This window comes from Chitinibacter sp. SCUT-21 (assembly GCA_041874755.1).
Taxonomy (GTDB): Bacteria; Pseudomonadota; Gammaproteobacteria; order Burkholderiales; family Chitinibacteraceae; genus Chitinibacter.
Map to the genome: position 1 here is coordinate 1,557,193 of CP102611.1, position 24,370 is coordinate 1,581,562.

The following is a 24,370-nucleotide window of genomic DNA, read 5'->3' on the forward strand; positions in this document are numbered from 1 at the left end:
TAAAGCACTACAGGCCGATACCTATCAAACAGGATCAATCCAGCGCCGCAACCAGAAAAACAACCCCAAACCCACACCCAATATACCCATCAAGGCCAGCACCGCAAAATACCCCCACTCCCAATGTAGTTCAGGCATATTGTCAAAGTTCATCCCATAGACGCCGGCAATCAACGTTAAGGGGCTGAAAATAATGGTGAATACCGTCAATGTGCGCATTTGGGTGTTCATCGTTTGCGATTGCAAAGCCAGATAAATATCTTGCAAGCCCGATACCGCCTCGCGCAAAGCCTCAACACTTTCGATCAATTGCACGGTGTGATCATACGCATCGCGCAAATACAGCTGTGTTTCATCTTTGAAAAAATCAGCATCGTCGCGTTGCAACAAATTAATCACCTCGCGCAGCGGCCATAAGCCGCGCTTCAAGGACTGCAGCGAGCGACGTAACTGCTGTACTTCCTGCATCTGGTCGGGGTTCAGCTCCTCAATAATTTCATCTTCTAAATCATCAACCCGCTCGCCAATTTGTTCAAGCACTGCAAAATACCGATCAACGATTTTATCAAGCAAGGCATAGACCAAATAATCCGCACCAAATTTACGCAGTTGCGATTCTGTATTGCGCAAGGATTCACGAATACTGGCAAACGTTCCGGTCGATTTTTCTTGGAATGTGAGCAAAAAATTTCGCCCCACCACCAAGCTGATCTGCTCAGAATCAACCACGCCATCATCATCGCGAAAGATCAGTCGTGACGTAATAAACAAATAGCCGGGATAGGTTTCCACCTTAGGGCGTTGCTGCGTATTAAGAATATCTTCCAGCACCAAGGGATGAAGATGAAAGCGACGACCGATCAGCTTGAGCAACTCTTGATCTTCTAAGCCATGCAAATTCAGCCAGTAGTGGCTGTAGGTTGGTCGAAACTCACGCCCCTGATCGAGGTCAGTGAATTTGGTTTCCAGAAACTCGCCTTCATTTTGACCAAATTCGATCAAGGTCGCCAAGGTTGGCATCGGCTCGGTAGCACCAACATATTGTAACGAACCCGGCGCTAGCCCGGCTTTGGCTGACTTAAGGTGCGCCTTTATTCGGCGGCGATGGCCTGCACTTGTAGCGTCACGCCGATGTTTTGCCATGCAATTGTTTCCTCGTTGAGCGCAAACGCAGTCAGTGGATGCGAGGCCAACCAGTTTGCATCAATCGTTAAGATATAACCTTCAGTCTGACGAATTAAATCAAATGGGGGCGGCGTTTCATCCAGCCGCGAGCGATAAAACACCACAGCCAAACGCAGCGCCAAGATGGCATCCCACTCCGCGGGCAAAATCGTTTCACCCGCTAGTTTGGTCAAACTGCCCGCATGCGCCAACACCAAACGCGCCAGCCACAACTGCTCACGCTTCGAAAAGCCCGGCATATCGGCATGCTGCAAAATATACGCCGAATGTTTGTGATAACTGGCATGGGCAATGGAGCGCCCTACTTCGTGCAAACCCGCCGCCATATGCAAATGCCGCGCCAACACGGCATCTTCGGGCACGCTTTCGCCGCGCAGCGATTCAAACAGCTGCATCGCCAAGGCGGTGACGCGATTCGCTTGCAAACCATCAACGTGGTAGCGGCGCTGAAAGAAATCGACCGTACGGTCGCGTACATCATACTGCGTTTGCCGCTGCATCAAGTCGTACAGCACGCCATCACGCAGCGCGCCATAGGTGATATTCATGCGCTCAATGCCCAGCATATCAAACGCCGCTTGCATAATTGCAAAACCACCGGCCAACACCGCGCGCCTATCATCACGCAAACCATTCAGTACGATCTTATCGACATGACCAGCGGCGAGCATTTTTTCGCGTAGCGCGGCCATCCCCGAACGAGTAATACCCAAGGGGGATAAGTCGTTCAACTCCAAGATATCCGCCAGCGAGCGGGCAGTACCCGAGGTTCCGATGGCTCGTTGCCATTCGCTGGTATGGAAATCGGGTACCAAAGGTAGAAAAGCGCCCCGCGCCGCCAGCTCAGCCGTTTCCAGTCTCTCGCGCGTAATCACGCCATCAGGGAAGTAGCGCATACTCCAACCAACACAACCGAGCTGTATGCTTTCGGTGCGGAAGGAGCGGTATTGACTACCAATAATCAATTCGGTCGAACCGCCGCCAATATCAACAACGAGGCGACGTTCGCGCGTGCTGGGCAAACTATGCGCCGCGCCAATATAGATCAGCCGCGCTTCTTCGCGGCCAGCGATAATTTCGATCGGAAAACCCAAAGCCGCTTCGGCAGCAGGCAAAAAATCAGCGACATTGCGCGCGATGCGGAAGGTGTTGGTCGCCACGGCGCGTACACATTGCGGCGGCAAGCCGCTTAATCGTTCGCCAAAACGCGATAGTGCGGCGATCAACTCGTCGATGGCGCTCTCGCTTAAGCAGCCATGAGCATCCAACCCCGCCCCCAAGCGCACCGTTTCTTTTAAAGAATCGAGAGGAAATAAAGCGCCTTCGACCACTCGGGCAACTTGCAGGCGAAAACTATTCGAACCTAAATCAACCGCAGCGATGATCGAGTTATCGCTCATTTACAAAAACAGCTCCAAAATCTAAATCAGATTATTTTGTGTAGGTGCGTCAATTTACCGTAATCTGAACAAAAAAAACACGAAAAAAAGGGGGCACGTGAATTTGCCCCCTTTTTCTAGACCGTACAATCGCCAATTAGCTCTTGGCAATCGCGTCGACTTCGGCCTGTGTTTTGTGTCGCACATCGCGGCCTTTGACCAAGTAAACGACGTGTTCAGCCACGTTCACTGCCAAATCGCCGATGCGCTCGGTCGCTTTAGCGATCCATAAGATATCCAGTGTCAAAGAAATCGCACGTGGGTCTTCCATCATCACGGTGATCAACTGACGCTGCAAGGCGCGATATTCTTGATCGAGCTGCTCATCCGATGCGATGACTTCGGCAGCCGATGCTGAATCAAGACGCGCAAAAGCATCAAGCGCGCGCGTCAACATATCAAGCGCGAGCGTGGCGATATGGTTTAATTCATGAAATTTCGGTACTTGCATCTTGCCGCTGTCAAAAATCGACTTAGCGCGCAGGCAAATTTTATGCGCTTTATCGCCAATGCTTTCCAAGTCTTCAACCGACTTAATTACCGTCATCACCAAACGCAAATCAGAAGCCGCTGGCTGGCGACGGGCGATCATATGCACGCACATATCGTCGAGTTCAAGATGCATTGCGTTGACTTTTTGTTCTTGCGCAATCACTTGATTAATGATGCCCATATCGCCCGACGCGAGTGCCTTCATCGCCAAGCGTACTTGCTCTTCAACCAAGCCAGCCATCGCCATGACTTGGGTACGAATCGCATTCAGATCGGCATCAAACTGAGTCGAAATGTGTTCTGAGAAATGTTCAGGCATGCGCAATAACTCCAATGTAATTAACCACGCACGATAGCAGCAAAATATTACAAGCATGTTTCATCTTGCCAATCTCACTGCATTCGTGCGCTATGCCAGCATTGTAGAGGCTTTGCTGCTTATTTGATGGTTTTTACACCACTGGCGGTACCCAGTAACAACACATCGGCACGACGGTGCGCGAAAATGCCGTTGGTGACCACACCAACGATTTGGTTGAGCTTGGTTTCTAGCTCGGTGGCTTGGGTAATTTTCAAGCCGTGCACATCGATAATGATATTGCCATTATCGGTCACCACACCTTCACGATAAGCTGGATGACCGCCCAGTTTAACGATTTCGCGCGCCACATATGAGCGTGCCATTGGAATCACTTCAATCGGCAACGGGAAGTTACCCAATACGTCGACCAATTTGGATTCATCCGCAATACAAATAAATTGCTCGGCCACCGCAGCCACAATTTTTTCGCGCGTCAGCGCTGCGCCGCCGCCCTTGATCATTTGCAGTTGATGATTAATTTCATCGGCGCCATCAACATAGACGGGCAATTCATCAATCGTGTTGAGCTCATACACTGGAATACCGTGCGATTTCAGGCGTGTCACGCTCGCTTCCGATGAGGAAACCGCGCCTTTGATGCGGCCTTTGATTTCTGCCAAGGCATCAATAAAGTAATTGGCCGTCGAGCCCGTGCCCACGCCAACAATGCAATCATCAGGAATATAAGCAATCGCCGCGCGACCTACTGCTTCTTTCAGTTCGTTTTGTGTCATGGTAGCTCCTAGGTAAGGGTCAATTATATATCGCGAAGTCGCTGAACGTAGCCAGCAGAATATGCCTACGATTGTGCAGATCTTAGCAGCAAGGCAACTTGCCGCGCATCAAAAGCTGTGTAATTAGCAAGAACGTCGTTTGCGCTCTAACCCAAACTTGCTCACGCAATCATCCAACATACCCAATGACGTATACACCCAAGCCCTAATTCGCATAATTGCCAGACTCATATACCCTCAAGGAGAAACTGTGTGCATCTGCGCGAGCTGCAACTGTGGCTATTGCGGCGCGATGCGCAGCCTTATACTCAAAATCCATCCATGCGAGCCCTAACATCATGCATTCAGGCCTTTTCGCTGCCGTACTGGCCTACTTAATCTGGGGCTTGTTTCCGCTCTACTTTAAAACCATCCAATTTATGCCCGCCGGCGAAATTGTTTTACACCGTATCGTCTGGGCACTGCTGTTTCTGCTGGCGATTTTAGCGGTCCGCAAACAATGGGCTTGGCTAGCGCAACTCAAAAACCGCCGCCTGATCGGCGGCTTTGCCCTAAGCGCGGTGTTACTGTCGATTAATTGGTTGGTGTATATCTGGGCGGCTAATTCAGGCCGCGTAGTTGACGCGAGTTTGGGTTATTTTATTAACCCACTGATTAATGTCGTGCTCGGTGTTTTAATCTTGAAAGAACGTCTGCGCTCGTCGCAGTGGGTCTGCGTTGCGATTGCAACCGCAGGTGTGGCTTGGTTGACCATCGCCGCAGGCCAATTGCCGTGGATCGCGCTCACAGTGGCACTGAGCTTTGGGATTTACGGCTTGCTACGCAAAACAGCAAGTTTGGGCGCACTGGAAGGGCTGACCTTAGAAACGGCGATTCTGTTTCCGATCGCCGTACTCGGCATGTTGGTTCTCAGTGCGACAGGCGCAAATCATTTTAACCATGCCCCAACAGGTATGCAGATCAGCGTTATGCTAGCAGGGCCAATCACGGCAATACCCCTACTGCTGTTTGCTGGCGCAGCGCGCAAAATCAGCATGACGCAATTGGGCTTGCTGCAATATCTTGCACCAACTGTGCAGCTTATTTTGGCGATCTGGCTGTGGCACGAACCATTTGGTGTTGATCGAATGGTCGGCTTTGGCCTGATTTGGACTGCGCTAATTTTGTTTACCGTTGAAAGCATATGGCAACGGCAGCGCTATGTAGCAGCTTAAAGCCCTGCTAAATAGGTTTTGATACCATCGAGCAGCATTTGTACCGCAATTGCGGTCAAAATTAGTCCCATCAAGCGCTCAAAGGCGGTCGTCACCTGCTCGCCCAAGACTTGACTGATTTTCTCCGAAAACGCCAAGGTCAGCGCGCAGACCAACATCGTTAAAGCCAAAGCGCCAACCCATAGCCAAAAGCCACCGGGGTCGCGCGAAACCAGCAATAGCACCGTCGCCAAGGCCGAAGGCCCGGCCAGCAATGGGATCGCGAGCGGCACAATATATGGCTCGCCCTGCTGCGTATCGCCAAACACGCCATCCGGATGAGGAAACACCATGCGCAAGGCGATCAAAAACAAAATCACGCCGCCAGCAATGCCGAGCGAGGTTTGCGATAGGTGCATCACTTCGAGAAATTGCCGCCCGAAAATCATAAACAGCAGCAGCACCAAAAAAGCGACGCTAACTTCACGAATAATCATGCGCCAGCGCCGCTCTTTGGGCACTTGCTTCATCAGCGACACAAACAGCGGAATGCCGCCGAGCGGGTCGGTCACCAGTAGCAGCAAAATAAAGGCAGAGAGAAAAGTTGGGCTATCCATTTCGCCAGTCTAGCGATGCTGCGCCTAGCCAGCTATTCGGGAATACGCTCAGCTAGCTTGACGTTTGCAGCATCTGATCCAAGACGCGCACTCGGCTACGCGCCATTAAATGCTGAATTCGGTTCATATGCGTTGGCGAGATGCTCACGGTGGCGCGATGCTCACCTTGCAAGATCCAATTGTAATGCGGCAGTGTAGCCTCTAAATCTCCCTGCTCCTCATACCAAGCAATCAGCGCCAGACTTCCCCGCTGCACCAACGGATTTAATTTCGCCTCTACGGCCATGGCATGTGCGCGCTCCAGCACTTCCCCAGCGCTTGCATCGTTGAGTTTGAGCAGCACTTCGCCCAAGGCAATCAAGGCATGGGCTTTGCCCCATAAATTCTCGTTCTGCTCGCTCAATTGGAATGCAGTTTCTAATTCCAGCTTGGCCTGCAAGCAATGCCCTTGCTCAGCATGTACGCGGCCGCGGAAATACACCACTTCAGCCGACCAAATCTTATTACTAACAGATGTAGCGAGGATTTTTTCTGCCTCCGCCACACACTGCAAGGTATAGCTATAACGCCCTAAGCGAAAAGCATCGCTCGCCACATTCAATAACGCTTCGCACTTGCGTTCAGCATGCTTTAAGCGGCGAGCCATTTCTAAAGCCAACTCATTAAAACTAAGCGCGGAATGAAAGTCGCCAAAGCCGATATAAACCTGACTTACCCCTAAATAGACCCGAGTACACTGCTCACGATCATTAATTTTGCGCGCCAACAACAGCGCCGTAGACCAGCTATCAAGCGCGCGCAAAGGCTCGCCACTTTGTAAATACGACATACCCAGCAGGATGATTGCCTCTGTTTCATCCTTGGGTCGCTGCGCCTGTTTAAAGCCTTCGATGGCCGTACTAAATGCCATTTGCGCTTTATGATGTTCGCTCAAATGCTGCCAAGCATGACCTAAAATCACACTCGCTAAGGCGGTCAGTTGAACATCGCCTTGGGCAGATTTGAGTAAATCCAAAGCCGCAGCGGGGCTTGGTGGCGAACCACAAGCTGAGCGCCGCGCAATCGCCTCAAGCTCATGCAGCAATTGTTTTCTGTCCGACATTACACTTCACCGTCCCAGCAAATTTGCTGGCTTTCATTTCTTTGCGCCAAGAACAGCGCCAAATTGGCACGTAGTTGGAAAATATCCCGCGTTTCATCTTGCTCGTAAAATGCACCACCAGCACAAATAGAAAGTGGCTCAGGCAAGTAGGCCAGCTCCAGCGCGGCGATTTGTTCTCGAATTACCGCAATCATCGCGTCGATTTCGGCTTTGGGCTGATTAATCAGTAACAACTCAAAAGCACCAGTTCCCGAAGTCATTAAAATCGCCTGTTCGGGCAAATGGGCCTGCAAAATTTGGCCAATTTGAATATACGTCGTTAGAGCCAAATCTTTGCCCAGCACCTCGCTAATGCTGGCAAATAAATTAATGCCAATACTGAGCATGCACAGGTCATTACCCGCTTCAAATTGCTCAATTAAATCGGGCCAGCGCATCACGAGATAGCGCGCATTATATAAACCCGTGATTTCATCTCTAAAGCCAGCGCTTTCGAGCTGCTGCACATGCTGATGTTGTGCAGCATTTTTTTCGCGCAGCATTTCAATTTCGATATCGCTGGTAATTTGCTGCAATTTGTATTCGATTAGCGCCAAACGGCGTGGTTTCGCTTTTTTACTCGCCGTGGCATTTGGCATGCTCAATGCCTGTTTAAAGTACGCCGCAGCATCCGCCACGCGCCCTAAACTTTGGCACGCACGCGCCAGCTCAATGGTCATTTGTCGTGCCTGATCATCGAGCAAAGGCAAATGCCGATTGGCCACCTCACACGCACGACTCAAACGCTCTGGGTGCAGACCATTAATTTTGCTATACACCATTAACAGCGCCAGACTGCACTCAGCAATAGCTAAAACGTCATCGCCATACGTTGCAATCGCCAATTCAAGCGCGGCAGCAGCCGCATCAAACTGGCTGAGTGCAATATAAATCTGGCTCAGCAACTCTTGCAAAATCGGGCATTGCTGAAGCTTATCAAATTGAAGCGCCCTGCTCAGTGCACTGCTCGCTAGCGCTGCTTGCTCTAATGCCAGCAAATCAAGGCATAAATTCATTTCAAGCAAGCTACGTAAATAGCCGTCATCCCCGACCAAAGCATAGGCGTGCTGATGCAAAGACAGGGCTCGCTGGGCATGGTTGGCCTGTCGAAATTGCGCACCGATCGCGATCCAATAGGCAATCTCATCCGCAACGGTTTCACTGCGCTCTAAACCACTTAGCCACTCTTTCATCGCGAGGCTATAGCGCCCTTTTCGCGACCAAAGCCTGCCGCTACGTATACTTTGCTCTGCTATCACCACTACACCTTTCTTACTCACATATAAAAAAAGCCCCGCACGCGGAGCTTTTTCAATTTGGCTTCGATTACCACTCGCCCAAGTAGGCAAGTATACCCTCTGCCGCGTTGCGACCTTCATAAATCGCACGTACAACGAGATCTGCGCCACGAACTTGGTCACCACCGGCGAAAATTTTCGGGTTTGTCGTTTGGTGTTTGAATTCTTGCTTCTCAGCCGCAATTGTACGACCCCAGTCGTCGGTTTTCACGCCTTGCGCGTCAAACCAAGCTTCTGGTTCAACCGAGAAACCAAACGCCACGATCACGTGATCGCAGTTGATGACACGTTCAGAACCTGGCACCAATTCTGGACGACGACGGCCTTTTTCGTCCGGTGCGCCCAATTGCGTTGATACCAAGGTCAGCGCCAAGCTGCCATCGGCATTTTGCTCGATTTTCACTGGCTGGCTGTTCCACGCGAATTCAACGCCTTCTTCTTTGGCGTTCGCAACTTCGCGTTTTGAGCCTGGCATGTTTTCTTCGTCACGACGGTAAGCACAAATCACGCTTTCAGCGCCTTGGCGAATCGAGGTGCGGTTACAATCCATCGCCGTATCGCCACCGCCAAGCACAACCACGCGTTTGCCCTTCATGCTTTGGAATGGTGTATCGCCCAAAGTACCGAGCGTATTGCGCACGTTATTGATCAGGAACGGCAAGGCTTCGAGCACGCCTGGCAGGCTCTCACCTTCAATATCGCCCTTCATGTACTTGTACGCGCCCATGCCCATAAACACAGCATCGTAGTTCGCGAGCAATTCGTCGATTGATACGTCTTTACCGATTTCGGTATTCAGACGGAATTCAACGCCCATGCCTTCCATAATCTGGCGGCGAGTCGCGATCACGTCTTTTTCGAGTTTGAACTCAGGAATACCAAAGGTCAGCAAGCCGCCAATTTCTTCGTAGCGATCAAACACTACAGGTTGTACGCCATTGCGCACCAAGATGTCAGCACATGCCAAACCCGCAGGACCAGCGCCGATCACGGCCACTTTCTTGTCGGTTTTGATCACGCTCGACATATCTGGGCGCCAGCCCGCTTTGAACGCTTCGTCGGTGATGTATTTTTCAACCGAGCCAATTGAAACCGCGCCAAAACCGCCTTGGTTCAGCGTACACGCGCCTTCGCACAAGCGATCTTGCGGGCAAACGCGGCCGGTAATTTCTGGCAAAGAGTTGGTTTTGTGGCTTAATTCAGCCGCTTCAAACAATTTGCCTTCGTCAACCAATTGCAACCAGTGTGGAATGTGGTTGTGCACCGGACATTCCCATGAGCAATATGGATTACCACAGGACAGGCAACGGCCAGCTTGCTCGCCAGACGTTACTTTATCCAATGGGCTGTAGATTTCTTTAAAAATGAATTTACGCTTTTCAACCGCAACTTTGTCGCCAGGGTTGCGCGCTACATTCAGAAACTGAAACACGTCTGACATGGGTATAAACCTCAATGCGAATCAGATAGTGACTTACGGGCACATACCCTGCACTTCTAAATCAAAACTTATTCTGTAGCGCCAGCTCTGCCGGCGCTACCTCATACTCTTAGTCTTTCAACAAGGCATCGAGCTTGGCGACTTTTGGTTTCACCAACCAGAAGTAATCCACGGCTTCGTCGAAGTTCGCCAGCAGCTCAGCCGCTTTGCTAGAACCTGTCAGATCAGCGTGCGCTTTGATCTTGTCTTTCAAGAACGCACGAATCGCGCCATAAGCTTCGCCATTGATCAGATTCGTGTCGATCAATTCGTTGTTGTAGCGGTAAGCGAATTTCTGCGTTGGATCGTAAACCAGCGCAAAACCGCCAGTCATACCCGCGCCGAAGTTGTAGCCGGTTTCACCCAGTACCACTACGCAGCCGCCAGTCATGTATTCACAACCATGGTCGCCCACGCCTTCAACAATCGCTGTCGCGCCTGAGTTACGCACCGCGAAACGCTCGCCGGCCATACCTGCGGCGTACAACTCACCGCCGGTCGCGCCGTACAGACACGTGTTACCAACGATGGTTGCTTCGTGCGACGCAAACTCGCTGCCTTTTGGTGGGTAGATCACGACTTTACCGCCGTTCATACCTTTACCAACGTAGTCGTTAGCATCACCCGCCAATTCGATCGTCAGACCTTTGGCATTCCACACACCCAGCGATTGACCAGCAGAGCCATTCAGTTTGATGTGCAATGAACCATCAGCCAAACCCGCCGCGCCGTGCGCTTTAGCGATCTCGCCTGACAAACGCGCACCGATCGAGCGGTGAATATTGCGTACATCGTATTCAAAGCTCTGCTTAGTACCGGCTTTGATACCTGCCAATGCATCACGCACCATTTCTTCAGCCAACTCGCCTTTATCGAACGACGGGTTGCTCGCTTCAACGCAGAAGCGTGGCACTGAATCTGGCGTTGTACCTTGGCTCAGCAAGGCGCTCATCGCCAATTTTTTCTGTTTCTCAGTCGCGCCTTCGATCAAGCCGAGCAATTCAGTGCGGCCAACCAAGTCTTCGAATTTGCGGATACCCAAGGCAGCCATCAATTCGCGAGTTTCTTGCGCGATAAAGGTAAAGTAATTCACGACCATTTCTGGCAAACCGATGAAGTACTTGCTACGCAGTTTGATTTCTTGCGTTGCAACGCCGGTCGCGCAGTTGTTCAAGTGGCAAATCCGCAAGAATTTACAACCCAGCGCCACCATCGGGCCAGTACCGAAGCCGAAGCTCTCAGCACCCATGATCGCCGCTTTCACCACGTCCATACCGGTTTTCAGGCCACCATCAGCCTGAACGCGTACGCGGCCACGCAGACCATTAGCACGCAATACTTGCTGCGCTTCGGTCAAGCCCAACTCGAACGGCGAACCTGCGTATTTCACAGAGGCCAGAGGCGACGCAGCAGTACCGCCGTCATAACCCGAAATCGTGATCAAGTCAGCGTAGGCTTTCGCTACACCAGCCGCAATCGTACCCACGCCAGGCTCGGCAACCAGTTTCACCGATACCAGCGCTTCAGGATTTACTTGTTTCAAGTCGAAAATCAGCTGAGCCAAGTCTTCGATCGAGTAAATATCGTGGTGCGGCGGCGGAGAAATCAGGCTGATGCCTGGTTTGCTGTGACGCAGTTTCGCGATCAATGGCGATACTTTGTCGCCTGGCAACTGGCCACCTTCACCCGGTTTTGCACCTTGCGCCACTTTAATCTGCAGTACTTCAGCATTGACGAGGTAGTGCGGTGTAACACCGAAACGACCTGACGCAACCTGCTTGATTTTTGACATTTTCGGTGTGCCGTAGCGAGCTTCGTCCTCACCACCTTCACCCGAGTTAGAGCGCGCGCCCAAACGGTGCATACCTTCAGCCAAGGCTTCGTGCGCTTCAGGGCTCAAGGCACCCAAAGACATACCCGCCGAGTCAAAGCGCTTCACGATGCTTTCAAGCGGCTCAACTTCATCAAGCGAAATTGATTTGGCAGGGTCGATTTGCAGCGCCATCAGGTCGCGCAACATCGCCACTGGGCGTTTGTTCACCAGATCAGCGTATTGTTTGTACGCTTTGTAGTCGCCGTTTTGGACTGCCTTTTGCAGCGCCATCACCACGTCTGGGTTGTACGCGTGGTATTCCTCGCCGAACACATACTTGAGCAAACCACCTTGCGCCAATGGACGCATTGGGTTGAAGGCCAGCTTGTTCAATTTAGCTTGGTCGTCTTGGAAATCGCCGAAGTTCGCACCAGAAATACGCGATACCGTGCCAGTTAAGCACAGATCGATTACTTCTTCACCGATGCCTACGCCTTCAAACAATTGCGAGCCGCGGTATGAAGCGATGGTCGAAATACCCATCTTCGACAAGATCTTCATCAGACCTTTGTTGATACCTTTGCGGAAGTTATTCGCCGCTTTTTCCAGCGAGTATTCGATCTGGCCCATTTCGATCAATTCTTTGATCGTCTGGTAAGCCAAATATGGAACAACAGCTGTCGCACCGTAACCGATCAAACAAGCGAAGTGGTGCGGATCGCGTGTCGTCGCGGTTTCAACAATGATATTGGTTTTGCAACGCAAACCGGCGTTGATCAAGCCGTGGTGAACCGCGCCCACTGCAAACAGCGCAGGAATCGGCAAGCGGCCTTTAGCGATGTTTTTGTCTGACAACACTACAATCACGGTGCCGTCGTTTTTCACGCTAGCGAGCACATCAGCAGTCAATTTTTCAATCGCCGCTTTCAGCGTCAAGCTGGCTGCATCAAAACAGATTTCAAAACGCGCAGCTTTGAAGTCTGGGTCGTTCTGGCCAACGATGGCGTCGAATTTATCAGTCGACAAGACTGGCGACGTCACTTCCAAGCGTTTTGCATGGCTTGGGCCGTCTTCAAACAGATTGCGCTCTGGGCCAAAGCAAGTGTTCAGCGACATCACAATCGCTTCACGGATCGGGTCGATCGGTGGGTTGGTTACTTGCGCGAATTGCTGACGCAGGTAATCGAATGGAGAACGTACTTTTTCTGACAATACCGCCATTGGCGTGTCGTCACCCATCGAGCCAATCGCTTCTTGGCCATCTGCCGCCAAGACGCGCAGAATTTGGTCGCGCTCTTCAAACGTCAATTGGAATTGTTTTTGGTAGGTCAACAAAGTTGCCTTATCCATTTCTTCCAATGGTTTGTTGTCTTCAGCCATTTCCAAATGGTTGGCGTGCTCTTTGAGCCATGTGCGGTATGGCTGAGCAGATTTGAGTTTATTGTCGATGGTTTCGGTATCGATAAACTCGCCTGTTTTCAGGTTAACAGCAACGATTTGGCCCGGTTTTACGCGGCCTTTTTTCACTACGTCTTCAGGTTTGTAACCCCAAACGCCAATTTCCGATGCAATCGTGATGTGGCGATCTTTGGTGATTACATAGCGCGCTGGGCGCAAGCCGTTACGGTCAAGCGCACAACCAGCGTAGTCGCCAGCGGCCCAAACGATACCAGCTGGACCATCCCATGGCTCCATATGCAGCGAGTTGTATTCGTAGAACGCGCGCAGATCACGATCATTCGAGTCTACGTTTTGCCAAGCTGGAGGCACCAGCAAACGGAAGGCGCGGAATACATCCACACCGCCGAGCACGAGGCTTTCGAGCATATTGTCCAAACTCATCGAGTCTGAACCATTAGTTTGTACGATAGGGCGGATCGCGTCCATGTCCAGCTTATCGCTATCCATGATCGCTTCACGCGCTTTAGCCCACGCGCGGTTACCCGTCAGCGTGTTGATCTCGCCGTTGTGTGCGAGGAAACGGAATGGCTGAGCCAATTTCCATTGTGGCCAAGTATTGGTCGAGAAACGTTGGTGGTATACCGCCAAGCTTGAAGCGAAACGCTCGTCTTTCAAGTCGAGGTAGAACACAGGCAGGTTTTCAGGCGTCACCAAGCCTTTGTATGACATCACGTACGGGTTCAGCGTCGGGATGTAGAAATCTTTGTCGCCCGCGTTGGCTTTTTCGGCCAAGCGACGCGCTTGATAGAGTTTGCGCGCAAATTCCAGCTCATCCAGACCCGCTGGGGCATTCACGAAAATTTGCTTGATCGATGGCAATGAGGCCATCGCGGCTTCGCCGAGCGCATCTAGGTTCACAGGAACGTCACGTACACCTGCTACAGTCAGGCCTTGACTTTCAACCGCAGACACCAAGTTCGAAATTGATTGTGCACAGGTATCTTTATCCAGAGCAGCAAATACAAGGCCTGCAGTAAATTGCTCAGCCAGGGTATAGCCATTGTCTTGAGCTACGGCTTGCAAAAAACCTGTCGGCTTGCGGAACAAAAGACCACAGCCATCACCTGACTTGCCATCAGCAGCAACCGCACCGCGGTGTGTCAAACAGGCCAGAGAATTAATCGCAGTCGATACCAGCCAATGCGACGGTTTATCATCCATCTGCGCGATCAAACCGAAGCCGCAGCTATCTTGCTCGAACTGCGGGCGGTACAACGTGCCTTCTAACCAGCTTTGTCTATCCATCACAACGGAACCCTTAAAAGCCAAAAAACAAACCCACTAGGGATTGACCCTAGTCAAGCGAAAGGGCTTGATTCTAGCTTTTAAGAGTGCTAAACGCAACCCAAGAGAAGTCAAACTGGACAATCGGGAAAAACCCTGAACGGCTTTGAGATTTACTTTTACACACAAAGTAATAAATAGCGACAGCCCAGGTTAAGCCAAGCATCTACGACCGATCAACGCTAGGCAATTAGAGTTAAAACAAACACATCAAAAAAACAAAGCCCCCTTGCGGGGGTCTAGTTTTAGCGACGCTTAGTCGCTTCGCTGCGCTCAATCGCAATCGCGATCAGGTAATGCACCAAATCTCGATCGTGCCCGATCACATCCACACAGGCTTGGCGTAGGCGATCGACCAAAAATTTCTCAGGCGAATCGATCACGCGCTTGAAGCGGTTGTATTTGAATTTTGAATCGCCAACGATTTCTTCCAACTGCGCCAAACGCTCGGGCTGATTATTACGCAAGCGGTACAGCTTACTTTTGGCCGCCACTTTGCGATCGTGATTCGGGCGCAGAATCACATGCCAATTTGCAGGGATTTCTTGCTCTGTTTGCTCTGTCATTATCTTTACTCAATAGCGTTGATTAAGCATGTTACTTGATTCAACCCGACAAAAATAGCCTCAAAAATCCAGCAGCTCGATCATCCACGATACACCTGAAAGAATTCGGCTGAACTTAGTGTGAATTCAACTATGCTGTAATTCACCTACGGCAACCATACCATCTAGCGTTAGGGGACGATCAAAATGTATTTAATGCGTTTAATTTATGTCAGCCAAATCTCTGAACACTTTAAGCCCGAAGATATTGAGCATATTTTGCATAGCGCCAGAAAAAACAATGCACAATTTAATATCACTGGCGCTTTGTTTTTCAACCCAAAATTCTTTTTACAGTGCATTGAAGGTTCTCGCTCATCGGTCAACAAAACCTACAAAAACATCCTTAACGATGAACGGCACTGCAATATAATTCAGTTGCAATATCAAGAAATTGAACATCGCGATTTTTCGGCATGGTCAATGGGATATGTACCCGACTCAAGCAGACTCGCTCCCATCATCGCAAGCTACTCAAGTGGCAACGCACTTGACCCCTACACCATGAGCGGCGCAAGTTGCTACCAGCTATTGCTCGCCTTGAAAAACGCCATGTCATAAGCCATCTGGTAATAAAAAAGCGGGCATTCTGCCCGCTTTTTTCTGCGCCGCACCAATTAGCGGGGCAAATTACTGCTCCCCATTAAATAGGCATCAACCTCACGCGCAGCCTGACGGCCTTCACGAATCGCCCACACCACCAGCGATTGACCACGACGCACGTCACCCGCAGCGAATACTTTCGCGACGCTGGTTTGATAGCAACCCGCACCGTCCGTTGTCGCCTTGGCATTGCCACGTGCGTCTTTTTCCACACCGAAGCTATCGAGCAAACTCGTCACTGGATTAGTGAAACCCATCGCTAGGAACACCAAATCAGCTTTCAGTTCAAACTCGCTACCAGCGATTGGCGTCGGCTTGCCGTCTTTCCATTCCAAACGAACCAATTTCACCGCTTTCAGTACGCCATTCTCGCCAACGAACTCTTGCGTTTGCACGGCAAAATCGCGTTCAACGCCTTCTTCATGGCTGCTTGAGGTACGCAGTTTCACCGGCCAGTATGGCCACACGATGGATTTGTTTTCTTGCTCGGGCGGCATAGGCATCAGTTCAAGCTGAGTTACGCTGGCTGCGCCGTGGCGGTTGCTCGTACCCACGCAATCGCTCCCGGTATCACCACCACCGATTACGACAACATGCTTGTCCTTCGCATTGATCGGGTTCGCCGCGCCACCGACGTTTTGCTTGTTTTGCGCGATCAGCAATTCCAGCGCGAAATGCACGCCTTTGAGTTCACGACCCGGCACCGGCAAATCACGCGGCACTTCGGCACCACCGGCCAAAATCACCGCATCAAATTCAGCTTCCAACTCAGCAGGAGTAACGACCGTTTTAGCATCATTAACAATACCCTTAGGTATATCGTTAGAGCCAACTACCGTATTAGTCTTGAAGGCAATACCTTCGAACTGCATTTGCTCGATACGGCGATCAATCACTTCGGCTTCCAGTTTGAAATCCGGAATACCATAGCGTAGCAAGCCACCGACCGCGTCGTTTTTCTCGAAGACGGTCACCGAATGCCCCACGCGTGCAAGCTGCTGCGCTGCGGCCAAGCCAGCCGGGCCAGAGCCAACAATGGCAACCTTCTTGCCCGTTTTTACTTTGGCTGGCTGCGGCGTAATCCAGCCGTTTTCCCAGCCTTTGTCGATAATTGCGCGCTCGATCGACTTAATACCGACCGGATCAGCATTAATACCCAAGGTACAGGCCGCTTCACACGGAGCTGGACACACACGACCGGTAAATTCGGGGAAGTTATTCGTCGATAGCAGCACATTCAGCGCATTTTGCCAGTCTTGTTGATACACCAGATCGTTAAAATCGGGGATCACATTATTGACTGGACAGCCGTTATTACAGAACGGGATCCCGCAATCCATACAACGCGCGCCTTGCAACTTGGCCGATGCGTCATCGAGGGCCGGAACAAATTCGCGGTAGTGCTTTAGGCGCTGCGCAACGGGCTCGTAGCTGTCTTTTACGCGTTCGATTTCCAGAAAACCTGTTGGCTTACCCATTATGCGATCTCCTTCTGGGCAGTTTGTACTTTGGCTGCAGCCATTTCTTTCAGTGCGCGGCGATATTCGTTCGGGAATACTTTAACGAATGCGGTGCGGCTCTCAGCCCAATTCGCCAAAATCTCAGCGGCACGCACGCTACCTGTTAAGGCGGCGTGTTTTTCGATCAAGGCTTTGAGCTGAACTTCGTCGGCTATGCCATTGTGGAAAGGTTGCTCTTGGGCCTCAGCTAGCAACACACTTTCGAGTGCCACTTGCGCCATATTGCAACGACCTGCAAACACACCTTCCGGATCGTAAACGTAGGCGATACCACCCGACATCCCCGCCGCAAAGTTGCGGCCAGTATTGCCCAACACCACCACCGTGCCGCCGGTCATGTATTCACAACCGTGATCGCCTAGGCCTTCAACGACGGCCGTGGCGCCAGAATTGCGCACCGCGAAACGCTCGCCGCCGACACCAGCAAAGAACGCCTCACCCGCAATCGCACCGAACAGCACAGTATTGCCGACGATGATGTTTTCCCACGTTTTACCAACAAAGCTGGCGTCTGGGCGAATCACAATACGACCACCCGACAGGCCTTTACCCACGTAATCGTTGCCTTCGCCAGTCAGCGTGATCGTGATACCCCGGGCAAGGAATGCCCCGAAACTCTGACCAGCCGTGCCTTGCAGGGCAATACGTAGCGTATCTTCCGGTAAACCGGTATGGCCGTAACGGCGAGCCACTTCACCGGAGAGCATCGCACCAACGGTACGGTTGATGTTTTTGACGGCTAAGCTGATTTGCGTCACTTCACCACGCTCAAGCGCAGGTTTCGCTTTCGCAATCAATTCTTGGTCAAGTGCTTTGACTAAACCGTGATCTTGCGTTTCCGCATGCAGACGAGCGACCTCGGCTGGCATCTTCGGTTGATAGAAGATCTTGCTGAAATCGAGCCCCTTGGCTTTCCAATGCTCAACACCAGCTTGCTTATCGAGCAAATCAGAACGGCCGATCAAATCGTCAAACTTGCGAATACCCATTTGCGCCATAATTTGGCGCGCCTCTTCGGCAACGAAGAAGAAGTAATTCACCACATGCTCAGGCTGACCTGAGAAGCGCTGACGCAATACGGGGTCTTGCGTTGCGACACCGACCGGGCAGGTATTGAGGTGACACTTGCGCATCATAATGCAACCCTCAACGACCAGCGGCGCTGTCGCAAAACCGAACTCGTCAGCGCCGAGCAGTGCGCCGATCACCACGTCGCGACCGGTTTTCATTTGGCCATCGACCTGCACACGAATCCGGCCACGCAGTTTATTCAGCACCAGCGTTTGCTGCGTTTCAGCCAAGCCCAACTCCCACGGTCCGCCGGCGTGTTTAATCGACGATTGTGGTGAAGCGCCGGTACCACCATCATGGCCCGCAATTACTAAGTGATCGGCTTTGGCCTTCGATACACCGGCCGCTACCGTGCCAACACCGACTTCGGCAACTAGCTTGACGGAAATTGAGGCAACTGGATTGACATTTTTCAGATCGTGAATCAGCTGTGCCAAATCTTCGATCGAGTAAATATCATGGTGCGGCGGCGGCGAAATCAGGCCGACACCTGGCACTGAGTGACGCAATTTACCGATGTATTCCGAAACCTTATGGCCAGGCAGCTGACCACCCTCGCCCGGTTTCGCGCCTTGCGCCATCTTGATCTGGATTTGATCGGCATTCACAAGGTATTCAGTCGTAACGCCAAAACGGCCCGACGCCACCTGCTTGATCGCCGAGCGCAGGCTATCGCCTTCTTTAAACGTATAGTCGCGTTCAATGCGGTTTTTACCGATCACTTCGGATAGCGTTTGGCCTGCCTGCAGCGGCTTAAAGCGCGTTGCATCTTCACCGCCTTCACCGGTATTGGATTTACCGCCAATACGGTTCATCGCAATTGCTAGCGTTGAGTGCGCTTCGGTCGAGATCGAACCGAGCGACATCGCGCCAGTCGCAAAGCGTTTGACGATTTCGGCGGCAGATTCCACTTCTTCCAAAGGTACTGGCGCACCAGCTGATTTAATCTCGAACAGGCCTCGCAGCGTTAAGTGGCGTTTGCTTTGATCGTTAATCAGCGCCGCGTATTCTTTGTACGTTGAGTACGAATTGCTGCGCGTTGCGTGCTGCAATTTGGCGATTGAATCTGGCGTCCACAAATGGTCTTCGCCACGAATACGGAAGGCATATTCGCCGCCGGCGTCGAGCATATTCGCCAGCACTGGGTCTGCGCCAAATGCGGCGGTATGCAAGCGCACCGCTTCTTCAGCGACTTCAAACAAGCCAATACCTTCAACATTGCTAGCCGTGCCAGTGAAGTATTTCTTCACAAATGATTTTTGCAGGCCAATCGCCTCAAAAATCTGCGCGCCGGTGTACGACATATAGGTCGAAATACCCATCTTCGACATTACTTTCAGTAAACCTTTGCCAACGCCTTTGATGAAGTTTTTCTGGTATTTGCTCGCCAGCTCTGCGTCACCCTCGGCCAAATCTGCGAGTGTCGCGAGAGTTAGGTATGGATACACTGCTTCGGCGCCATAACCACCGAGCAAGGCAAAGTGGTGCGTCTCACGCGCCGAACCGGTTTCGACCACCAAACCAGTGCTAGTACGCAGGCCGCGTTTCACCAAATGCTGGTGCACGGCTGAGGTTGCCAGCAGCGCAGGAATCGCTACATGCTCAGCATCCATTTTGCGATCCGACACGATCAGGATGTTTGCACCTGATTTCACCGCGTCTTCCGCTTCGGCCACCAAGGACGCCAAACGCGCTTCAACGCCATTCTTGCCCCAAGCCGCTGGGTAGCAAATATCCAGCTCGTGCGAGTAGAACTTGCCGCTGGTGTATTGGCCGATATGGCGGATTTTTTCGAATTGCTTGCTGCTCAAAATCGGCTGCGCCACTTCCAAGCGAATCGGCGGGTTGATGTCGGTCGTGCCGAGCAGATTGGGTTTCGGGCCGATGAAAGACACCAGCGACATCACCATATCTTCACGGATCGGGTCGATAGGTGGGTTGGTCACCTGCGCAAACAACTGCTTGAAGTAGTTGTATAGCGGCTTGTCTTTGCGCGACAGTACGGTCAACGCGGCGTCATTGCCCATCGAGCCAGTTGGCTCTTCACCACTCTTGGCCATAGGCTCGAGGATGAATTTAATGTCTTCTTGCGTGTAGCCAAACGCTTGCTGCAAATCGAGTAAATTACCGCTTGGCAATTGCGCTACAGCGTCTTCGGATTCGATGTCGTCCAATTTGACGCGGATTTTTTCGATCCATTCGCGATACGGTTTAGCATTGGACAGGCTGTCTTTCAGCTCTTTGTCATCAATAATGCGGCCTTGCTCCAAGTCGATTAGGAACATTTTGCCTGGCTGCAAACGCCATTTTTTATTGATGCGCTCGTCCGCAATTGGCAATACGCCCGATTCAGACGCCATCACGACCAAATCGTCGTTGGTCACCAAGTAGCGCGCTGGGCGCAGACCGTTACGATCGAGCGTCGCGCCGATTTGACGACCATCGGTAAACGCCACTGCGGCGGGGCCATCCCATGGCTCCATCATCGCAGCGTGGTATTCGTAGAAGGCGCGACGTTTTTCGTCCATTTCGCCGTTCTTTTCCCACGCTTCGGGGATCATCATCATCATCGCTTGCGCGAGTGAATAGCCGCCCATCACCAACAATTCGAGCGCATTATCAAACGAGGCCGAGTCAGACTGGTTTGGATAAATTAGCGGCCAGATTTTATCGATGTCTTTACCCAACACTGGCGAGCTAATCGCTTTTTCACGCGCGCGAATCCAGTTCACATTACCGCGCAGCGTGTTGATCTCGCCGTTGTGCGCGATATAGCGGAATGGGTGCGCCAAATCCCAAGTTGGGAAGGTATTGGTCGAGAAGCGCTGATGCACCAAGGCCAGCGCCGAGATACAGGCAGGGTCTTGCAGATCGAGGTAGTACTCGCCGACTTGATCAGCGAGCAGCAAGCCTTTGTAGTTCAGCGTGCGTGCCGAGCAAGATGGAATGTAATACTCGCCGCCGTGTTTGAGTTTGAGCGCGCGAATCGCGTGTGAAGCGCGTTTGCGAATGATATACAGCTTGCGTTCTAGCGCATCGGTCACCAGCACATCGTTGCCACGACCGATAAACAGTTGGCGAATCACTGGTTCGCTCGCCTTCACTAGCGGCGACATCGGCATCTCGTGATTCACTGGCACATCGCGCCAGCCCAAGACGATTTGCTTCTCGGCGCGCACCGCACGCTCAATTTCTTCTTCACAAGCTGCACGCGCAGCAGGCTCTTGCGGCAAGAAACACATCGCCACGCCATAGTCGCCTACCGGAGGCAGAACAATACCCTGCCCCTGCATTTCTCTGCGCAGCAGAGTATCAGGAATTTGGATCAAGATACCCGCACCATCACCCGCCAATGGGTCAGCACCGACCGCGCCACGATGGTCAATATTTTTTAGAATGAGCAAACCTTGCTCAATAATGCTATGGCTTTTTTGACCTTTGATGTGGGCCACAAAACCCACGCCACAGGCGTCGTGTTCATTCGCCGGGTCGTACATGCCCTGCGCGTCTGGTCGCTGTTCTAACATCCGCTCGTTTCCTCTCTGCAATCGTGCCTACGATGGGCTGTGCAAGCTGCACAATATCGTTAGTAGAAAAGCAGTTTGCCAGAAACTTGGGAAGTCAATTGGGGAAATTCACGAAAATTTAATCCAAGTCAGACTGAAGCTGACGGATTTACTGGCGTTCAGCGGCAAGCAGCGGATTGGAACGTTGTAATTACACCTACAGTGCGAACATCGCTCATGCTGCATTGCGCAAAAATCTTCACGCTAGCGACGGCCAAAGCCAGCCGCTAGCGCTGGAAATCAAGCCAGCCAATCGCGATGCGGCAGAAAATCAGTATAGAGCGCCGCTTCTGGGCTCCCCGCCTCTGGATGGTAGTCGTAACGCCAATTGGCCACTGGCGGCATCGACATCAAGATCGATTCGGTACGCCCGCCCGATTGCAAGCCAAACAGCGTGCCGCGATCCCAGACCAGATTAAATTCCACATAGCGGCCACGACGATACGCTTGCCAATCTCGCTCACGCGCGCCGTACTCACAATCTTTACGGCGCTCAACAATCGGCACATAGGCTTTAAGGAAGGCATCGCCCACCGATTGCAACATCGCAAGTGAGCCATCAAAACCCAATTCAGAAAAATCATCAAAGAAAATTCCACCGACGCCGCGCGCTTCATTGCGGTGTTTCAGGAAAAAGTATTTATCGCACCAGTCTTTGAATTTGGGATACAACGCTTCACCAAATGGATCAAGCGCGTCTTTGCAGCTTTGGTGGAAATGTTTGGCATCTTCATGATGCCCATAATAGGGAGTCAGATCCATACCGCCGCCGAACCAAAATACTGGTGCTTCATCACTACCGTCATGCGGCTTGGCGATAAAAAAGCGGACGTTCATATGTACGGTTGGAATGTAGGGATTACGCGGATGCAGCACCAGCGACACGCCCATCGCTTCCCACGCGCGACCTGCCAGCTCGGGGCGATGTGCGCTGGCCGATGGCGGCAGTTGCGCGCCCATCACGTGCGAGAAATTCACCCCGCCACGTTCGAATAGATTGCCACCTTCGATCAAACGGCTAATCCCGCCTCCGCCTTCAGGGCGCTGCCAGCTATCGCTGCGAAAACATTGCCCATCCAAGGTTTCCAAAGTAGCGACAATATTTTGTTGCAAAGTCAGTAGATAATCTTTTACGGCGGTGATATTCATGCAAGGCTCCCATCCAATGGGCGCATCATACTCGCGCTCTTTTCGCTACGCCAAATTTGCAACGGTAAGCCGCCCTTGTTACAAAAATTAATTCGCATGGTATAGCCCAGCAATTCAGCCCTAATTTCGCCTACCACGCCATACCCAGCCACTACAAAAATCTAGCGCTTTTTTGCGTTTGCCTATTTTTTAATCAAGCGGTACAATCCGCGCCTCTCTCGATCTCCCCCACTTTAAGCCGCCATGCGTATTGGCCCGTATCAGCTAAAAAATAATCTGATCGTCGCGCCGATGGCGGGGGTGACGGATAAGCCTTTTCGCCAGCTTTGCAAAAAGTTTGGCGCAGGCCACGCCGTATCTGAAATGATCACCAGCGATCAGTCGCTGCGCGCTGCTAAAAAATCAATCAATCGCGCCAATTTCGACGGTGAACTCGCGCCGATTTCAGCGCAAATTGCCGGCTCTGATCCTTCTGCGTTAGCTGACGCAGCCCGCTATCAAGTCGCCAATGGCGCGCAAATTATCGACATCAATATGGGCTGCCCGGTTAAAAAGGTCTGCAATAAGCTCGCTGGCTCGGCGCTATTGCAAGACGAAAAGCTGGTGGGTGAAATTTTGGATGCCGTGGTCGATGCAGTGGACGTACCCGTTACGCTCAAAACCCGGCTTGGCTTTGCCAATGGCGCAGAAAACATCATCCGTGTGGCCCAGCGCGCCGAGCAAGCCGGCATCGCCGCGCTCGCAATTCATGGCCGCACACGCGAAGACATGTACAACGGCAACGCGCGCTACGAGCTGATTCGCGCCGTAAAACAAACGATTTCAATTCCAGTGATCGCCAATGGCGACATTGATAGCCCGAAAAAAGCCGCACACGTACTGCAGCAGACCGGCGCCGACGCGATTATGATCGGCCGCGCCGCACAAGGCCGCCCGTGGATTTTCCGCGAAATTGCGCACTACCTCGCCACCGGAGAAGAACTCCCTGCGCCTGAGGTGATTGAGATTCGCGATGTACTGCTCGGGCACCTGAGCGATTTGTATACGTTTTACGGCGAGTATTCGGGCTGCCGCATCGCGCGCAAGCATATCGCCTGGTACACCAAAGGTCTGCATGGCAGTAATGAGTTTCGCCAAGCGATGTACGCCGAAGAAAGTACCGCTGCGCAAGCGGCGTTTACCACCCAGTTTTTTAACGATTTGCTGCAATTTGGCGATCGCCTACAGTACAGCGAAGCCATGTAGCAGATCGAAAAAGGCGCTGAGCGCCATAGCAGCAATAGATGCCTAGCGCATCAGTAATGAGGAGCCAGCAAGGTGTAGCGTGAAGGCCGAGAGTCCTGCAAATCAGGAAACTC

At 51.9% G+C, this 24,370-nt stretch carries 16 protein-coding genes; 3 read left to right on the top strand and 13 right to left on the bottom strand.

Annotation, left to right across the window (positions count from 1 at the left end; genetic code table 11):
- Positions 1 to 24: 24 nt before the first annotated feature.
- The 4 genes from corA to rpiA form a co-directional block, all read right to left on the bottom strand.
- Positions 25 to 1,143, bottom strand: coding sequence for a magnesium/cobalt transporter CorA (gene corA / locus NT239_07200; GenBank protein XGA72594.1), 1,119 nt, complete (start codon positions 1,141 to 1,143; stop codon positions 25 to 27).
- Complete coding sequence (locus NT239_07205; protein ID XGA72595.1) at positions 1,092 to 2,585, bottom strand: Ppx/GppA family phosphatase; 1,494 nt, start codon at positions 2,583 to 2,585, stop codon at positions 1,092 to 1,094. Before NT239_07205 ends, corA begins: the two co-directional genes overlap by 52 nt.
- Positions 2,586 to 2,721: 136 nt before the next feature.
- Entirely contained in the window at positions 2,722 to 3,435 is a 714-nt protein-coding gene (gene phoU, locus NT239_07210; protein XGA72596.1) for a phosphate signaling complex protein PhoU, read from the bottom strand.
- A gap of 119 nt (positions 3,436 to 3,554) precedes the next feature.
- The gene (rpiA, locus tag NT239_07215) at positions 3,555 to 4,211 is read right to left on the bottom strand and encodes a ribose-5-phosphate isomerase RpiA (protein XGA72597.1); all 657 of its coding nucleotides are present in this window, start codon (positions 4,209 to 4,211) and stop codon (positions 3,555 to 3,557) included.
- Positions 4,212 to 4,549: 338 nt separating this feature from the next.
- On the opposite strand from rpiA, the gene rarD reads away from it, so the two are divergent.
- Positions 4,550 to 5,425, top strand: a complete 876-nt coding sequence (rarD, locus tag NT239_07220; GenBank protein XGA72598.1) for an EamA family transporter RarD — start codon at positions 4,550 to 4,552, stop codon at positions 5,423 to 5,425.
- Here the strand turns inward: rarD and NT239_07225 are convergent.
- The 6 genes from NT239_07225 to NT239_07250 form a co-directional block, all read right to left on the bottom strand.
- Positions 5,422 to 6,021, bottom strand: a complete 600-nt coding sequence (locus NT239_07225) for a MarC family protein (GenBank protein ID XGA72599.1) — start codon at positions 6,019 to 6,021, stop codon at positions 5,422 to 5,424. The genes rarD and NT239_07225 overlap by 4 nt on opposite strands.
- A 52-nt stretch (positions 6,022 to 6,073) precedes the next feature.
- Positions 6,074 to 7,123, bottom strand: coding sequence for a tetratricopeptide repeat protein (locus NT239_07230; protein XGA72600.1), 1,050 nt, complete (start codon positions 7,121 to 7,123; stop codon positions 6,074 to 6,076).
- Positions 7,123 to 8,355 carry a diguanylate cyclase gene (locus NT239_07235; GenBank protein XGA72601.1) on the bottom strand — a complete coding sequence of 411 codons (1,233 nt, stop codon included), beginning with the start codon at positions 8,353 to 8,355 and terminating at the stop codon, positions 7,123 to 7,125. Before NT239_07235 ends, NT239_07230 begins: the two co-directional genes overlap by 1 nt.
- Positions 8,356 to 8,488: 133 nt before the next feature.
- Positions 8,489 to 9,901 carry an FAD-dependent oxidoreductase gene (locus tag NT239_07240; protein ID XGA72602.1) on the bottom strand — a complete coding sequence of 471 codons (1,413 nt, stop codon included), beginning with the start codon at positions 9,899 to 9,901 and terminating at the stop codon, positions 8,489 to 8,491.
- A gap of 109 nt (positions 9,902 to 10,010) precedes the next feature.
- Entirely contained in the window at positions 10,011 to 14,459 is a 4,449-nt protein-coding gene (gene gltB / locus NT239_07245) for a glutamate synthase large subunit (GenBank protein XGA72603.1), read from the bottom strand.
- A gap of 284 nt (positions 14,460 to 14,743) precedes the next feature.
- Positions 14,744 to 15,064 (bottom strand): hypothetical protein, encoded by a 321-nt coding sequence (locus tag NT239_07250; protein ID XGA72604.1) that lies wholly within the window; start codon positions 15,062 to 15,064, stop codon positions 14,744 to 14,746.
- 186 nt (positions 15,065 to 15,250) lie between these two features.
- On the opposite strand from NT239_07250, the gene NT239_07255 reads away from it, so the two are divergent.
- A complete protein-coding gene (locus tag NT239_07255; protein ID XGA72605.1) occupies positions 15,251 to 15,664 on the top strand; it encodes a BLUF domain-containing protein in 414 nt (137 codons plus the stop codon).
- Between the two features lie 56 nt (positions 15,665 to 15,720).
- On the opposite strand, the gene NT239_07260 is transcribed toward NT239_07255, so the two are convergent.
- The 3 genes from NT239_07260 to hemF all read right to left on the bottom strand — a co-directional run bounded on the left by NT239_07260 (position 15,721) and on the right by hemF (position 23,012).
- Positions 15,721 to 17,184: a glutamate synthase subunit beta gene (locus NT239_07260; GenBank protein ID XGA72606.1), complete on the bottom strand. Its 1,464-nt coding sequence runs from the start codon at positions 17,182 to 17,184 to the stop codon at positions 15,721 to 15,723.
- Entirely contained in the window at positions 17,184 to 21,824 is a 4,641-nt protein-coding gene (gltB, locus tag NT239_07265; GenBank protein ID XGA72607.1) for a glutamate synthase large subunit, read from the bottom strand. Before gltB (NT239_07265) ends, NT239_07260 begins: the two co-directional genes overlap by 1 nt.
- A gap of 279 nt (positions 21,825 to 22,103) precedes the next feature.
- Positions 22,104 to 23,012: an oxygen-dependent coproporphyrinogen oxidase gene (hemF, locus tag NT239_07270; protein ID XGA72608.1), complete on the bottom strand. Its 909-nt coding sequence runs from the start codon at positions 23,010 to 23,012 to the stop codon at positions 22,104 to 22,106.
- A gap of 243 nt (positions 23,013 to 23,255) precedes the next feature.
- Between hemF and dusB the strand changes: the two genes are divergently transcribed.
- On the top strand, positions 23,256 to 24,257 hold the full coding sequence (gene dusB, locus NT239_07275; GenBank protein XGA72609.1) for a tRNA dihydrouridine synthase DusB: 1,002 nt from the start codon (positions 23,256 to 23,258) through the stop codon (positions 24,255 to 24,257).
- Positions 24,258 to 24,370 lie beyond the last annotated feature (113 nt).

Excerpts from the sequence above, each read along its gene's own strand:
- corA (XGA72594.1), bottom strand. The coding sequence starts at position 1,143 with ATGGCAAAACATCGGCGTGACGCTACAAGTGCAGGCCATCGCCGCCGA.
- NT239_07205 (XGA72595.1), bottom strand. The coding sequence starts at position 2,585 with ATGAGCGATAACTCGATCATCGCTGCGGTTGATTTAGGTTCGAATAGT.
- phoU (XGA72596.1), bottom strand. The coding sequence starts at position 3,435 with ATGCCTGAACATTTCTCAGAACACATTTCGACTCAGTTTGATGCCGAT.
- rpiA (XGA72597.1), bottom strand. The coding sequence starts at position 4,211 with ATGACACAAAACGAACTGAAAGAAGCAGTAGGTCGCGCGGCGATTGCT.
- rarD (XGA72598.1), top strand. The coding sequence starts at position 4,550 with ATGCATTCAGGCCTTTTCGCTGCCGTACTGGCCTACTTAATCTGGGGC.
- NT239_07225 (XGA72599.1), bottom strand. The coding sequence starts at position 6,021 with ATGGATAGCCCAACTTTTCTCTCTGCCTTTATTTTGCTGCTACTGGTG.
- NT239_07230 (XGA72600.1), bottom strand. The coding sequence starts at position 7,123 with ATGTCGGACAGAAAACAATTGCTGCATGAGCTTGAGGCGATTGCGCGG.
- NT239_07235 (XGA72601.1), bottom strand. The coding sequence starts at position 8,355 with ATGAAAGAGTGGCTAAGTGGTTTAGAGCGCAGTGAAACCGTTGCGGAT.
- NT239_07240 (XGA72602.1), bottom strand. The coding sequence starts at position 9,901 with ATGTCAGACGTGTTTCAGTTTCTGAATGTAGCGCGCAACCCTGGCGAC.
- gltB (XGA72603.1), bottom strand. The coding sequence starts at position 14,459 with ATGGATAGACAAAGCTGGTTAGAAGGCACGTTGTACCGCCCGCAGTTC.
- NT239_07250 (XGA72604.1), bottom strand. The coding sequence starts at position 15,064 with ATGACAGAGCAAACAGAGCAAGAAATCCCTGCAAATTGGCATGTGATT.
- NT239_07255 (XGA72605.1), top strand. The coding sequence starts at position 15,251 with ATGTATTTAATGCGTTTAATTTATGTCAGCCAAATCTCTGAACACTTT.
- NT239_07260 (XGA72606.1), bottom strand. The coding sequence starts at position 17,184 with ATGGGTAAGCCAACAGGTTTTCTGGAAATCGAACGCGTAAAAGACAGC.
- gltB (XGA72607.1), bottom strand. The coding sequence starts at position 21,824 with ATGTTAGAACAGCGACCAGACGCGCAGGGCATGTACGACCCGGCGAAT.
- hemF (XGA72608.1), bottom strand. The coding sequence starts at position 23,012 with ATGAATATCACCGCCGTAAAAGATTATCTACTGACTTTGCAACAAAAT.
- dusB (XGA72609.1), top strand. The coding sequence starts at position 23,256 with ATGCGTATTGGCCCGTATCAGCTAAAAAATAATCTGATCGTCGCGCCG.